The 14,381-nt window shown below is 38.3% G+C and carries 18 protein-coding genes and 1 other annotated feature; of the genes, 13 read left to right on the top strand and 5 right to left on the bottom strand.

Annotation, left to right across the window (positions count from 1 at the left end; translation table 11 throughout):
* Window positions 1-187: 187 nt before the first annotated feature.
* Complete coding sequence (locus M3593_RS06285) at window positions 188-3,115, bottom strand: transglycosylase domain-containing protein (RefSeq protein WP_251541197.1); 2,928 nt, start codon at window positions 3,113-3,115, stop codon at window positions 188-190.
* Between the two features lie 142 nt (window positions 3,116-3,257).
* Window positions 3,258-3,477, top strand: a binding site (T-box leader).
* A 73-nt stretch (window positions 3,478-3,550) separates the two neighbouring features.
* On the opposite strand from M3593_RS06285, the gene tyrS reads away from it, so the two are divergent.
* The gene (tyrS, locus tag M3593_RS06280) at window positions 3,551-4,810 is read left to right on the top strand and encodes a tyrosine--tRNA ligase (protein WP_251541195.1); all 1,260 of its coding nucleotides are present in this window, start codon (window positions 3,551-3,553) and stop codon (window positions 4,808-4,810) included.
* 406 nt (window positions 4,811-5,216) lie between these two features.
* On the opposite strand, the gene M3593_RS06275 is transcribed toward tyrS, so the two are convergent.
* Window positions 5,217-5,894 (bottom strand): site-specific integrase, encoded by a 678-nt coding sequence (locus M3593_RS06275; protein WP_251541194.1) that lies wholly within the window; start codon window positions 5,892-5,894, stop codon window positions 5,217-5,219.
* Window positions 5,895-6,105: 211 nt separating this feature from the next.
* Between M3593_RS06275 and M3593_RS06270 the strand changes: the two genes are divergently transcribed.
* The 6 genes from M3593_RS06270 to M3593_RS06245 all read left to right on the top strand — a co-directional run bounded on the left by M3593_RS06270 (window position 6,106) and on the right by M3593_RS06245 (window position 8,000).
* Window positions 6,106-6,426 (top strand): hypothetical protein, encoded by a 321-nt coding sequence (locus M3593_RS06270; protein WP_353056073.1) that lies wholly within the window; start codon window positions 6,106-6,108, stop codon window positions 6,424-6,426.
* The gene (locus M3593_RS06265; RefSeq protein WP_251541190.1) at window positions 6,423-6,962 is read left to right on the top strand and encodes an ERCC4 domain-containing protein; all 540 of its coding nucleotides are present in this window, start codon (window positions 6,423-6,425) and stop codon (window positions 6,960-6,962) included. Before M3593_RS06270 ends, M3593_RS06265 begins: the two co-directional genes overlap by 4 nt.
* A gap of 27 nt (window positions 6,963-6,989) precedes the next feature.
* Complete coding sequence (locus tag M3593_RS06260; RefSeq protein ID WP_251541188.1) at window positions 6,990-7,238, top strand: hypothetical protein; 249 nt, start codon at window positions 6,990-6,992, stop codon at window positions 7,236-7,238.
* Between the two features lie 9 nt (window positions 7,239-7,247).
* Complete coding sequence (locus M3593_RS06255) at window positions 7,248-7,457, top strand: hypothetical protein (RefSeq protein ID WP_251541186.1); 210 nt, start codon at window positions 7,248-7,250, stop codon at window positions 7,455-7,457.
* 83 nt (window positions 7,458-7,540) lie between these two features.
* On the top strand, window positions 7,541-7,879 hold the full coding sequence (locus M3593_RS06250) for an organic solvent tolerance protein OstA (RefSeq protein ID WP_251541184.1): 339 nt from the start codon (window positions 7,541-7,543) through the stop codon (window positions 7,877-7,879).
* Entirely contained in the window at window positions 7,872-8,000 is a 129-nt protein-coding gene (locus M3593_RS06245) for a DUF3983 domain-containing protein (RefSeq protein ID WP_251541182.1), read from the top strand. The genes M3593_RS06250 and M3593_RS06245 overlap by 8 nt, the downstream gene beginning before the upstream one ends.
* 39 nt (window positions 8,001-8,039) lie before the next feature.
* Here M3593_RS06245 and M3593_RS06240 read toward each other — a convergent pair whose 3' ends face one another.
* A complete protein-coding gene (locus M3593_RS06240; protein WP_251541179.1) occupies window positions 8,040-8,252 on the bottom strand; it encodes a hypothetical protein in 213 nt (70 codons plus the stop codon).
* Between the two features lie 731 nt (window positions 8,253-8,983).
* On the opposite strand from M3593_RS06240, the gene M3593_RS06235 reads away from it, so the two are divergent.
* Entirely contained in the window at window positions 8,984-9,442 is a 459-nt protein-coding gene (locus M3593_RS06235; RefSeq protein WP_251541177.1) for an ArpU family phage packaging/lysis transcriptional regulator, read from the top strand.
* Between the two features lie 19 nt (window positions 9,443-9,461).
* Here M3593_RS06235 and M3593_RS24215 read toward each other — a convergent pair whose 3' ends face one another.
* Window positions 9,462-10,268, bottom strand: coding sequence for a putative phage abortive infection protein (locus M3593_RS24215; protein ID WP_251541175.1), 807 nt, complete (start codon window positions 10,266-10,268; stop codon window positions 9,462-9,464).
* Window positions 10,269-10,685: 417 nt separating this feature from the next.
* Between M3593_RS24215 and M3593_RS06225 the strand changes: the two genes are divergently transcribed.
* From M3593_RS06225 to M3593_RS06205, 5 genes are all read left to right on the top strand, one after another.
* Window positions 10,686-11,258, top strand: a complete 573-nt coding sequence (locus M3593_RS06225) for a hypothetical protein (protein ID WP_251541173.1) — start codon at window positions 10,686-10,688, stop codon at window positions 11,256-11,258.
* 363 nt (window positions 11,259-11,621) lie between these two features.
* Window positions 11,622-11,987: a hypothetical protein gene (locus M3593_RS06220; RefSeq protein ID WP_251541171.1), complete on the top strand. Its 366-nt coding sequence runs from the start codon at window positions 11,622-11,624 to the stop codon at window positions 11,985-11,987.
* Between the two features lie 85 nt (window positions 11,988-12,072).
* Entirely contained in the window at window positions 12,073-12,549 is a 477-nt protein-coding gene (locus M3593_RS06215; RefSeq protein ID WP_251541169.1) for a hypothetical protein, read from the top strand.
* Between the two features lie 59 nt (window positions 12,550-12,608).
* Window positions 12,609-12,854, top strand: coding sequence for a hypothetical protein (locus tag M3593_RS06210; RefSeq protein WP_251541167.1), 246 nt, complete (start codon window positions 12,609-12,611; stop codon window positions 12,852-12,854).
* Between the two features lie 57 nt (window positions 12,855-12,911).
* Complete coding sequence (locus M3593_RS06205; RefSeq protein ID WP_251541164.1) at window positions 12,912-13,109, top strand: hypothetical protein; 198 nt, start codon at window positions 12,912-12,914, stop codon at window positions 13,107-13,109.
* Window positions 13,110-13,357: 248 nt separating this feature from the next.
* Here the strand turns inward: M3593_RS06205 and rpsD are convergent, their stop codons facing one another.
* Entirely contained in the window at window positions 13,358-13,960 is a 603-nt protein-coding gene (gene rpsD, locus M3593_RS06200) for a 30S ribosomal protein S4 (RefSeq protein WP_079510073.1), read from the bottom strand.
* Window positions 13,961-14,381: the final 421 nt, after the last annotated feature.

Here is a 14,381-nt window from a genome sequence, read left to right as displayed (position 1 = left end):
GGGTAATTAAGGGAATGAATATCCCTCTTTGTCTTATAAATCCATCAAATCCAATCCTATAAACTGGATATAAAGTAAAAGAGGCGACTCTCAGGTCGAATTTATTCAACCTTTTGAGTCAGCCTCTTTTTACATCTTAATAAAGGAAAACACCGCATCCATTTGGACGCGGTGTTTTCCTTTATGGCTAGTTTCCAGTTCCATCGCCGCCATCTCCTCCGCCGGTCCCACCACCATCACCAGGCGGTGGCGGAGGTGGTGGAGGCTTCGGAGGATCCTTTGGTTTTGGATCAGTTGGAGGCGGGTCTTTCGGTTTTGGATCCGTCGGTTTGTCGTCCTTTGGAGGATCCTTAGGTTCTGTTTTTTTGCCAATTTCAATGATATTCGAAGGAGCGGATTCTTTTCCAGCTATATCGACAGCAGTGACATAGAAAACGCCGTCTCCTGCATTGAAACTCATTTTTTCTCCCGCTTTGATGCTGCCGACTTTTTTCTTGTTGTTATAGATGCGGTAGCCGACAATATCATTCTCAGGGTGCTTGCCCCAGGCAATTGTTTTTCCAGAAAACTTGATACCGAGCGCTGCCGGAGTCTTGCCATTTTCACTCAGTTTATCATTCGCAACGAGTATTTTGTTCCATGCATCCTTTTTAGGGATTAGCTGTTGAGGATTCCGGATTTTATGGCCGATGATGCTTTCCATATACTCTGGATTCAGAATTACACCAGTGTCTGTAAACTCAGCAGGAGTTGAATCAAGTGCTATATAACGCTTATCTCCAACAGTAACGAACTTGTTTTCAACAAGACTATCATCAACCTTTGTAGGTGCGTACTTTGCAATAAAGTAATCAGATTCTACCAGACCTGCTTTCGAACATGCACTTGAAGGCAGCAATCCAGAAACTGCACAATAAGATCTTTTGACGATTCCGCCAGGCATTTTAAAAGGCTCCTCCGGATCGACAAGCTGTGGTGCAACATCATAGGCATCGTTCATTAGGTCGGCCCAGATGTATTGGGTACGTTGACCATATGAAAGCCCCTTATAACTCTTCTCTAGTGGTTTATTATGGTCATAACCCAGCCACACTCCGAATGATACATTCGGGTTAGTAGCCACAAACCAAGAATCAAAATAATCATGGCCTGTTCCAGTTTTACCAGCCCAGTCAGAATTAAACTTCAAACGACCATTTACTGCAGTGGCAGTTCCACGGCTGATGACATCTCTCATCATATCCAAAGTCAAATATGAAGTTTGTGGACTAAACACATCAACTGGCTCAGCTTTATGCTGATAAATGACATTTCCATTTTTATCGACGATTTTATCGATTAAATAGGCGTCAACGAACTTTCCCATATTGCCAAAAGTTGCAAAAGCATTAGTGTTCTCTTCAACAGTTACGCCACCATCTATAGATCCAATAGCAGCAGCCGGAATGTAATAATCACTTTCCACCAATGAAGAGAATCCCATCTTATCCAAATATGTAGCAGGCTTTTGACCCAATACACTTTTGTATGCTAAAACTGCAGGGACGTTATAAGACTTGGTTAAGGCATATCTTACGGAAGTCAATCCGCGGTATTGCTTATCATAGTTGGTTGGCCATACTTTCCCGGGTGCTCCTGGATCCAAACGGACTTCCACATCAGGCAAGACTGAACCCGGGGACAGTTTCCCCATTTCAATCGCAGGTGCATAAGCAAGTAATGGTTTCATCGTAGAACCGTTCTGCCTTGGTGAATCGGTAGCATGGTTTCTTTGCTGTATATCAAAGTCACGTCCACCAATAAAACTGATAATCTTCCCAGTCTTGTTTTCAATCATAACTGCGCCTATTTCAACCTGTTCCGAAATTGTAATTGTTTTGCTTGAATCATCTGGATCAGGTACTTCCTGTGGTTTATTGCGTCCATAATAAGGATAATTTTTCGCTGTTTCCTGGTGTTTTTCATAAATCTCTTTATTGATGGTTGTGTAAATCTTATAGCCGTTCTGGCGAAGATCACGGTTGGCTAGTGCCTCATATTCAGCCATCAATTCATCATCTTTTTTCAAATCGTCGGCTTCATAGCCATCACGTTCAGCTAAAAGATTAGCCAAAATATCGATTGAGCGTTTCTCGATTTCAAATGTAAGGAATGGATATTCCTCAACTGTATTATCACTTGGAACCTCTTTCACAAAGTCTTTCGTAATATCGTAGTTGATTGCTTCATTGAACTCCTTATCGGAAATGAAGCCGGCACCGTGCATCCTTGTGATGACGGTCTTGTATCTCGACACGCCAGGTTCAAGTCCTGCAGGATCCTTAAGCTTGCCGTGGTCGCTGCTGAATGGCGTGTAGCCAAATGGACTCTGTGGAAGTCCGGCGATGAAAGCAGCTTGAGGCAGAGTCAAGTCTTTCGCGTCTTTTCCGAAAATCCCGTTTGCTGCGGCCTGGACACCGGCAATATTGCTGCCGTTCGCGTTACGGCCGAAGGTAGCGACATTCAAATAAGCTTCGAGAATCTCTTTTTTATCGAAGAATTTTTCGAGGCGGAGGGCGAGAAGGATTTCTTTCGCTTTTCGCTCGAATGAAACTTCATTCGTCAGGATCTGGTTCTTGATGAGCTGCTGCGTCAGTGTGCTTCCCCCGGAGGATGTCGACGAGTTTGTGACCTCCTGGAAAAGGGCACGCAGGATCGCTTTAGGCACGACACCATCATGCTCGTAAAAATACTCATCTTCTGTTGCCACGACCGCATTGACCAAATACTTTGACATATCGTCAAGCTTTACTTCCTCGCGGTAAAGGTCGGTTCTGAGCTTGCCAAGATAAACATCGTTATCAAAATATAAATCCGATGTTTCTTCATAGTTGTAAATATCCTTCTTCATATTTTCATATGGCCGGATTGGTTCATCTTTGACAAGGGATGCAAAATACCCGGCCCCTGTTCCTGCGGCAAAGCCCGCACCGAGGACCAGTACAATAATCAATAAAAGCAATATGTTCCAGACAACCGAGTAAGTAATCCGGGCTCCTTTTACGGTCTTTTTATTCGTAAAAAAAGCACCAAAGGATTTAAGCTTCTCTTTCCAAGCCTGTTTTCCTTCATGCATTCATATCATTCCCCCTAAAATCACATACATTATAGCATAAACAAGCTGTCGAATAGACTCTAATCTTAATTTTTCTGAAAACTTATGTCGAATTTGACAACATATATCGCTTTATGGTAAAAATGCTTTATTAACTTTATAGCAAAAAGCTTTGAAGGGAATAAGTAGTGCTTCTGTCCATGTTCCAGAAAGCCGGCGGCCGCTGTGAGCCGGTACAAACAGAAGGATGAATTACCTCCCCGAGCGCCGCAGTGAACTGGATTCATAGTAGCCGCGGACGGTTTAACCGTTATTTTATGGAGTGGAAGACTTTTTATTTTAGTTTTCAAGCCGGGTGGTACCGCGCATTTAGCGCCCCTGCATTTATTGCAGGGGCGTTTTTTATTTTCGCAAAAAATCCGGTTACGAAATATATTTTGAATGGAGGAATTAGAAATGGAATTATTGAAAGACCTCGAGTGGCGCGGGATTATCTACCAGCAAACAGATGAAGAGGGAATGAAGGACCTGCTTTCAAAGGAGAAAATCTCACTGTACTGTGGTGTCGATCCAACAGCTGACAGCATGCATATCGGGCATCTTCTTCCATTCCTGACACTGCGCCGATTCCAGAATGCGGGCCACCGTCCGATCGTCCTTGTTGGCGGAGCAACCGGATTGATTGGCGATCCGAGCGGCAAGAGTGAGGAGCGTAAACTGCAAACGCTGGAGCAAGTACAGATTAACGTTGATGGAATTAAGAAGCAGCTAGGTAAAATTTTTGACGTAGAAGGCGATAATGGTGCACTGATGGTCAACAATTACGACTGGGCAGGTTCCATGGATGTAGTGACATTCCTGCGTGACTTCGGCAAGCATGTCGGCGTGAATTACATGCTGGCAAAAGATACGATCGCTTCAAGACTGGAAACAGGGATCTCCTTCACAGAATTCACCTACACCATCCTGCAGGCAATGGATTTCTTCCATTTATACGAAAAGCATGACTGCAAACTGCAGATTGGCGGAAGTGACCAGTGGGGCAATATTACCACCGGACTTGAACTGATCCGTAAAATGTCTGCAGAAGGCTCCAAGGCATACGGTATGACGATTCCGCTTGTAACGAAAGCTGATGGAACCAAGTTCGGCAAATCAGAAAGCGGAGCAGTATGGCTCGATCCTGAAAAAACTTCTCCATACGAGTTCTACCAGTTCTGGATCAACACCGCCGATGCAGATGTTGTGAAATACTTGAAGTTCTTTACTTTCCTTGAAAAAGAAGAAATTGAAGCTCTGGAAAAGGCAGTTGAAGAAGAACCGCATCTGCGCAAGGCTCAAAAGGCTCTTGCAGAAGAAATGACTCGCATGATCCATGGTGAAGAAGCCCTTCAACAGGCAATCAGGATTTCCGCAGCACTTTTCAGCGGCGACATCAAAAACCTGAGTGCGGACGAAATCAGACAAGGCTTCAAAGATGTTCCTTCTTTTACAGTAGAAGGGGAAGAAGAACAAGGATTTGTCGACTTGCTGGTGGCTGCCAAAATCTCGCCATCGAAGAGGCAGGCACGTGAAGATGTATCAAACGGAGCAGTCTCCCTTAATGGAGAGCGCGTAACCGATACAGCATACGTCTTAAGCGATGCAGACAAGATCGAAGGGCAGTTCACGATCGTCCGCCGCGGCAAAAAGAAGTACTTTATGATTAAATACTAGAGTTTTTTCGCTAATTTTGATGTTTTATGCGGAGAACATCGTAAAAACAGCCTCCCGGGATACCGGGAGGCTGTTTCTTCTATAAGAATGAAATCAGTTTTCACTTTTTCGACCACTTTTGCAAATATATCAGCGGATTTTTAAATATATCGACCATACTTTCAAAAATATCGGCGAATTTTCAAATATATCGACCACATTTGAGTAGATATCGACCAACCCGAATATAATAGGCTGGCGCATGTGAAATGTTAGTGGAATAAATGAAACAAAAAACCCCGGCCAAATCGGCTGGGGTTTTTCAAACACTCTATTAACGAGAGTAGAATTCAATAGTTCTCAAAACCCTAGTAGTACTGAGGTTCGAAGGTACTCATTTTAAAAACTCCCCCAAAAGTTCCCCCAATTACATATTTAATGCTTTTTCGAATGCCTGGACTGATTCCTCTTCCAGAGCCTTAAAGGAGTGGCCATAAATATCCAAGATCATTTGAGGTGTATTCCCCAAACGTTCAGCGATTACTTTAACTGGAATGCGCTGGCCGATTAACAAAGTGGCATGAGTATGCCTTAATCCGTGTGGAGTAATGCGTTTGATACCTGTTTTTTTAGCAATTCGGTCAAAGCTATACTTTAAAGTTGCATCAACTATGGGTGTACCTGTTTGATAAGAGATAAATATGAATTGATCCTTTGCCAAACGGGACCCAAAAGTGAGCAATGTTTCTCTGCACCAGGCTTTATAATGTTTGAGTTGCTTGATCAAAGTGTCATCGATCAAGATAGTACGATTGCTGTTTTTGGTTTTAGGCGACCTGACTCCTTTATTATCTCTGGTCATTTCCACAGTTATTGTTTTGTTTTCCAAATCAATGTCGCTCCATTTTAAACCGTATGCTTCACCTTTCCTTAGGCCAGTGTAAGCAAGGAGAAGTATCAAAGAATAATTAGTGATATTCTCTAGGTCCTTGGCTGCAGTCAGGAAGTTTTTTAATTCGGAGCTTGTTAAGAAATTATCCGTCGTTTTTTCATTTGGAATTGTAATCTTATTGAATCGGTTACGAGGGATAATTTCATTGTCCACTGCTGCATTAACCGCAACTTTGAACAATCTGTGGAAGAGCTGGACGGTGCCGGGTTCATACTTTTTTAACAGTTCATTAATATAAACTCGCTTGTAAGTTGTTTTGTTAAAAATTCTAAGCGACATTTGGAAATCGGGTGCAAATATCTATCTTGACCATGATGATGATTGCATTGCAATAAAAAACCAACATTTAATACCAGGAGAAGTGATGCAAGCAGCTGAAGAGAACTTCCAAGATATTAGTAACTGGTTTAATTCGTGGAAAACCGAAAGTTCTCAGAATATCACTTTAATGAAAATGATCCATCATATTTCAAGTTGGAAGAACAATGAAAAACTAAATGATTGGCTATGTTCTGAATTAGATTCACTGGACATTTTTAATGAGTGGATGATTGTCCTAGCAAAGAACGGCTGGAAAGATATCTATGAAGATCACCGGCAATTCGAAAATGAAGAATCCATTGTAATGGCCCAAGAGATATTTAGGAGTGCTGTTACATATGCAAAAAAGAAGGTGAAAGTTTGATTTCTTATCATTACACAGATACGGAGCTAAATAAAATAATCAAAACACTCACGATCGTGATTGATACCCGGGAAAACGTAAACGGCCATATCCTGAATTACCTTCGTCAGAAGGATATTCCAATCAAGATTCAAAAACTCGATACCGGTGATTATGGCTGTATGATTCCCAAAAATGAAGAGCTGGGAATATCCCGGGACATTTTCTTGAATAGCCGGGTTGAGCGTAAAGCGCACATCGATGAAATCACAGGGAATCTCCAGAAGGATACAGCAACGGCTTTCGAAAATGAACTGATTCGTTCAAAAGACGTTCCCTTCACTTTGATTGTGGAGGACCTGCACGGATACGAAAAAATGCTAAAAGGTGAGTGTCGCTCTAAATACAATCCGCTGGCACTACTTGGCCGGCTTAATACATTCAAAGCGAAATACAATTTCGAAATCGTGTACCTAGACGAAAAGTACTCCGGCAACTGGATATATCACCATTTTTACTATCAAGCGAAGTATTACCTGAAAACAGGAATATTTTAAAAAATATCAAGAAAGTGGGGATAACTTGTGGATAGATTAGAAGAAATCAAAGCTAATATTATACGCGGCCGATTACCTTTAAGAGATATGAGTTGGCTAGTAACAGAAGTTGAAACTCAAAGAGAAGTCGTAAAGGAACTTCTAGCTCAAACTCGTTACAAAAGCTACATGGATATGGCGAAGGAAAATCTCGGCCTTGAAGAAAGTTTGAAACTTGCCCGGGAGCAACGTGATCATTACAAGCAGGCTTATGAAGCTTCAAGGAAAGCTTTGTAGGTGAACATCATGGGGATAGCTGGAACGGTTACTAAAGAGAAGCTGAAACAGACGATGAAAGAGAATTTTGTCCTGGAGAAGTTGAGTGAATTAGGAGTAACGAAAACGCAGCAAGGTGTTCCCGTTCATGAATTAAGTTATGAAGATATGAAATATGAATTGGTTCTCGCGTCTTTTCGAGAAATCGATATTCAGAAAGATGAAAATAGGTGGTTCTGATGGTCAGAGGAACAAAGGTGAATCCTATCTTGCAGTTGCAATAACATTTGTAGAACAAGTTAAAGACTAAAGGGAGATTAATAATGTCAAAAGTACAACTTAACCAAAAGGAACAACATTACGCAGATACACGTGATCAAGCTGAGGAAATTGTTTCAGCTGCTAAGGAAAATGATAGTCTTCAAATGCACAAAATAACAGAGAAATATAACAAGTACGGTCAGTATTTCTTGATTGATTTAACATACGCTTATCAAACTCCTAAAGAAGTTATGGAAAGTCGTCCCAAGAAGGATAGTGCACCAGATGGCCAGATGAGCATTGATGATCACGAAGGCATTGAATATTCTGTAGACGGCAATGGGAATGTATCGGTTTCAGAAGGGCAAGTATCAAATGAGGAAGATGAAAGTGATGAATAATAAAAAGAAACAAAAAAGACGGTTGGGCAAATCTCTTGCCCGCCGACGTAAAGAATCATTGGAAGTAGCCTGGAGAAATATCTTTGTAAAAGCTGGAGTATTGCAGGATAAGCGTGACTAATCTTTCAATCAGTTGTTATGAACAACAAAACAGTTAAATTTACATTCTACTAATGTTAAATGCAGCTTTATACGCATTTTCAAGGGTGTCATCATTTTGTAAAGCATCTTCAAAGTTTGCACTTTTTACGTATCTGTGTAGCCATATTTCATCTTGTTTTAGAATAATTTGGCCTAATCTTCCGTTCATATAGGAGGGTAAAGCTGATTCGAACGTATTGATAACAAATTTGATTTTTTCGTCTTTAGTCATTTTTTATACCACCTTTTACCTATTTACTTTAATTATTTCTTATTAAGAGTTGTAAAACAATATCGCTAAAACAAAATCAAGTACATTTTTCTTAAAAAACTCCAAAAATGTACAATTATTTTGAAAACAACAGAGATCAGAGGAACTTATGCAATAATTGGACTTATTCAGAGAAATAATAGTTAATAATTTTGCCGGTAGTGGTGGAGCTTCTACTGGAATCGAAATGGCTACTGGATTATCGGTTTATATCGCAATTAATCATGATGATTCTCCTGCCAATAATTAGTTAAATAGTCAACAAATTTTAAAGGAATGCTTATTTCTTATATTTGGTCATTTTTTTTCTTATTAAGAAGTTACTTTTTATATATTTACTTGCTTTATCGTAAGTAGGATACTTTTCAAGGATTTGTACATAAGGACCTTCCTCTCTTACTACTAGGAAGTGACTTTGAAGATTCTTGGCTATATAAAACCTATAATCATTATCAAATACGTACCAATATTGAATTATTTCATAATCAGTTTTAAATTGGCTCGAAAGCATAATACCACTCCTATTAAAAAATTTATTAACGTTCTTGTCTTCCCTCTCCAGTATTTTTATTGATGGAACTCGTAGTTCTGAATAGATAAGGAATATAAATGGTATAAGCAAGTTGGGAGTCATGGTTAAAATTTTAATTAAAACTATCTACTTGTACGACTACCCTTAAAGAGATGAGAGAATGAGCTTTGAGCTACCTGAATTGGACAGAAAAGCAACACAGAAAAAAGTTGAAGAGTACCTAGAAAAATACCGACTATTTAAATACCTGACGTTTGAGGAAAGAGAATCTTCTGTTACAGCCAGCAGCACACCGCGGTATCATGCACCAACTAATCTAACAGGAGACCAGACCGGATCCATTGCCATTTACAATGTGGATGAACAGGAAAGAAGAAAGTTATTTTGTGAGTGGATTGATCGCGCTGTAAATAAGCTGCCTAAAATGGAGCGTTTCCTGATCGAAGAAAGATATATGTCCGATGATAGTGAGTATTTAACTGATTTTAATGTTTATTGCCATAAGTTTCAACCGCCTATAAGTTCTATGACTTATGCTAAAATCCGCTGGAAAGCATTTTATAGGCTTGCATTAAATTTAAATATTGCCGTAACTAAAGAAGATAAAAAGGCCACCTAATGGTGGCTAATTTTATTATTTAATCAATAGCTTGCAAGAAAATATTTTCATAGTGAGATTTTTTTATCAATATCCTTGGGTTTAATTCTGACAACAAATCAAATTTTCTTAAATAAAGTAGAAAATCATGTCCTGAAATCGATAGGCAATAATACAAAATTAATGATTGTTCATGAGGAGATAATTGTGCCTTAATAATTCCAATGTATGTTTCTTTGGAATCTAAAGCAGATTCATCCAAAAATTTAATTGTTTCATAGAGGTTTTTATAATAATGGCTCAAATCACCTTCATGTTTATCAAAAAATGCAAAAAAAGCCATTCTGATTCTAGTAATTTCATCTTTACCATTAAACTCGTTATTAGCGAGCATTAATTTATAATGTTGTTGAAACCTTATATGGAATTGCTGTATTGCTGCCCGGCCAGTTTTACTAAACTCACCACCAATATAAAAGGAGTTAACAATGTTATTATGTAAGGTAATCATTTGAAAGAAAGTATTGTCAAACCTTTGCCTAGTTAAAGTTTTATTTTGCTCTTCAAATTCTTTTCTTGTTGCCTTCATTTCCTCGATTGAGTTTCTTAACTCCTCCCTTTGCATTTCGAGCTGATCCTTTTGCATTTTAAGAGTTATTACAACAGCCAGGAAACTTACAAATGTTAAGATAGGTACAGTAGAACCTGCAACGAAATCACCATAGGGTCCTAAGTCGTCAAAGTTTTTATTAAAGACTACAACTAAAATGAATCCCACCAAAGGAAGTACCCACACCAAGTTAAGTATTATCCATAATGTTTTTAAATTAAAATTCCAGTTTTCCACTTATATATCTCCTCTAAGTTTTTGTTTAATAATTCGACAAAAATCTCCCATTTTCCTTGTCTTGTATAAATAAAATTAGAAAATAATAGGAAAAATTCTTAAAAATAAATGAAAATTATTTATGCCATTTTGTTTTTATCTTGTTAAATTTATATCATCGGGAATTGATTGAGGGACACTCATTCGATTCCTTATTTATTGCTTACTCCTTAATAACGAATATTCTATTCCTGTGCACGGAATTCGCTGACTTACATAGTTATGCCAACTATGACAAATTATTCTAGTAAAAGAAGGTATTGTCGAAAGAAAACTAGAATATTTTACAAGCTAGCTTTCATCTGAAAAATTGAGGTTTATAAATGTGAGCACTTTTAATTGGATGCTCTTTATTCTTTAAAAAGGGAGAAATGAAGAATGGCAATTTTCAATCAAAACATTTCATTGTGGCATGAAGATTTAAAATATCTTGCTATTAGGTTGGTTAAAGATGAAGAAATATGGAAATATGAAAATGGAAAATTTAATCCTGGTGATGATATGGAAGGGTTAAAATTGCCACAAAAGTTTAAAATTATAAGTAATGTTGGCTTAGAGATATTAACTAAATCAGTTTGTCTAAAAAGGAATATTGATATTTTTAAAAATCAGAAACAGTCTGTTACTCAAAATTCTCCTTTTGGTATTGCTGGAGTGATTGCTCCCCAAAATCCTTGGTTAGAATCAATTATCCAAACTTATGGTTATAACCACTTAGGAGATATTCATACAGTTGAATTTTACCAATGTATAGAAAAATTAAAACAAAACTTGAGCCAGACTGTAACTCATAAAAATTATGACAACTTAATGGATGATATCAATGAATGGAGACAGTTTCATAGAAATACAGAAGTGCATTTATCACTTCCACTAATGTTTCCTGCTGAATATGAAACAAATTTAAGAGAATTATACAATGGTTTGCTTGAAGTTTATGATTTAACTTGAGGAAATGTCAGACAATAGCAGATAATTAGCTGAACGACGGCAGAGCATTTGGTTTTTAATATGTTAAATTAATATCATCGGGAATTGATTGAGGGACACTCATTCGATTCCTTTTTTTATTGCTTACTCTTAATTTTGAACACGCCATGCCTGGTTACGGTAGTCGCTGACACACAAAGGCAGTCAGGCCATAGCTCATACCCTTTTATTCAAAACCTCCTTGTAGGGACCGCAGTGATCCCAACTGCCTAAGGAATGGATCGGGACGGTTTGCTGCCAGCCGAAGAAAGTGGCAGCATGATTTGTTAAATGAAGGAAATTATACTCTTTTGTCGAATTTTCGTATAAAGGAGTGAGAGAATTATGGAAATAGGAACAATAAGTTTGATTGGTGGGTTAGCAGTAACGGTTATCACAACGGTTGGAAATTTGTGGCTTACCTATGTTAACAAGAAAAAGGAATTACAAAAGGAACTAACTCTTAAAGTATTAGAAGCTTCATTAAAGGAGTATGAATTCAGAACCACAAAAATACTTGAAGAATCAGAGAAGCAGGGGAGATCAGCTGATATATATCCATATGACTATTATTTAATTCATTTTGCTCAACTAGTAAAACTGATTGAAGATGACAAACTTTCGGAAGAAAAAATTAAAAAAGTAGTTCAAAATCAGAAATTATTTGAAAGAACATACAAGAGTGAGCAAGAAAAAAGTGAAACATATTAGAATCCTTTCAAGGGTGCTTTTTTAAATGGTTTTTGCAGGGAAATATCTCCACTTGTCGAAGTATAGGACGAAAGGAGTGATTTAAATGGATGAAGCAATTTTAGAAAAAGTGTTAAGGGCTAGCGATAAAATTAAGCTCGAACCATTAAAACAGTGGTACTGTGATCATTGTGAAGAAATTATCGACTCTGATGATAAAGGATGGTTTGAATGGTTGAAAGAAAGAGATGGGGAAAGGCAATTCGATTTCAGGATTGTTCATCATGATAAAAAATGTATGCATGATGAGAGACGTCTCTTTAGAGAAGGCTATATGACTAAGGATATGCACTTGGATTACTACACTGGTCCTGATGGACTCAATAATTTATTGGAAATCCTAGTGACATCAGGAGTGGAAAAATCTGAAGTCCTAAAAATGATAAGAAGGTTGAATGTCCCATTTTATGAACAATCTTTAAAATACAGGCAGGAAGCTATTGAACAGGGATACTTCTCCGGAGATCCCGATTTGTACAACAATGTCATAGACAATTTAAGATTAATACAAGATTTTGAGTAAAGTATTCCTTCGAGAGTGCTTTTTTAGAATTTTGGAGAGTTTAAAGGGGAGGTCACAGCATGGGTTTAAAGGCAGGATTAAATAGTATTTATGAGCAAGGTGTTTACGTTAATGATTCATTAAATGCTCTTTTGGAGTACAAGATTTTTCATACTGACATTAATGAACGTGACCATATTATTATCACTAATTTAAGGAATGGAAAAACATGGGGTCCTATCATTCTAGGGAAACAATTGGGTATCTTGGAAGAGGCAAAAATTACTCTTGAGAATTTTGCGAAAAACATTTATCCGGATAAGTAAGTTTTAAAGCATCTCTTAATGAGGTGCTTTTTATTTTATGTTCAAGAGGGTGGAAACATGAGAACCGCTGATCAGTTATCCGAAGACCAGACACAGCAGCATAACCGGTTACGATCCAAACAAAAGAAACCTCCAAATGAAATGACCAGGAAAGATTGGGAAGATATTATGGGTATGAACATGGATACTTATAAACGTGTGAGGGGAGCAGTTTTACCAGAGTCTAATATACTACAAATCACAGGGAATTGGTAATATGCGGGTAAAACGACTACTTTATATTCAATCCTTTCTGACCCTCAGATTTAGATGGTTTAATATTACAATAAAGCGTCTGTCCATAAATTTTGAATGATGCCCCCAAAGTTCCCCCAAAACCTCCCCCAATTGGTTGTGGGAGAATACATTGTTTTACGAAGCTGATAATAAATAAAAAACCCTAGAACCATTGATTTAACAAGGTTTCTAGGGTTTTTAAAGTCACTATTTAAATTGCATCTCGCTTAACGAGAGTAGAATTCAACGATAAGAGCTTCGTTGATTTCAGCTGGAAGTTCAGAACGCTCAGGCATACGAGTGAAAGTTCCTTCTAGCTTGTCTGCATCGAAAGTCAAGAAGTCAGGTACGAAGTTGTTTACTTCGATTGCTTCTTTAACTACATCAAGGTTGCGAGACTTTTCACGAAGTGTGATTGTCTGGCCAGGAGCTACGCGGTAAGATGGGATGTCTACGCGTGCGCCATCAACCATGATGTGGCCGTGGTTTACTAACTGGCGAGCTGCACGACGAGTGCGAGCAAGACCAAGACGGTAAACAACGTTGTCAAGGCGAGCTTCAAGAAGGATCATGAAGTTTTCACCGTGCTTACCAGGCATTTTGCCTGCTTTGTCGAACAAGTTACGGAACTGGCGCTCAGTAACTCCGTACATGTGACGAAGCTTTTGCTTCTCTTGAAGTTGCAATCCGTATTCGGAAAGCTTTTTACGCTGGTTAGGACCATGAGGACCTGGTGCGTAAGGGCGTTTTTCTAATTCTTTACCTGTACCGCTTAGTGAAATTCCAAGACGGCGGGATAGTTTCCAGCTTGGGCCGGTATAACGAGCCATGAATGACTCCTCCTTAGTTTTTATTTTGTAAAATAAAAACAGATTGTGATTAACCATCATGGGTATTTTGTTTTCATGTACCTTCGCCCTAGCAGCAGCGGGTTACGAGATACACCATCAAACCAGGTTTGAGGAACAAAATACATACATCATGCAGATCACATAGGCTGCGATATTTTACACAAAGAGTATTATATAATTTCTGTGCCAATAAAGTCAAGGGGATATTTCAAGTCATTGCCTTTTTAAGATGAAATTCTTCCGAAAACTTTGGTTTATATATCATACTATTTTACTAGGTCTATGATATAATAAATAGTAATTATTTTATTTTTCAAATATTTGGATATTGCCTTGCCACGTGATGAATCATTTTCTCTTAATCAGGCTGCTGCCTGTAAAACAGCTACTTACAAATCGC

The organism is Mesobacillus sp. MER 48, from assembly GCF_023714225.1.
GTDB lineage: Bacteria > Bacillota > Bacilli > Bacillales > Cytobacillaceae > Mesobacillus > Mesobacillus oceanisediminis_A.
The sequence above is the reverse complement of the archived record's forward strand: the minus strand, read 5'-3'. Positions and strand labels throughout refer to the sequence as shown.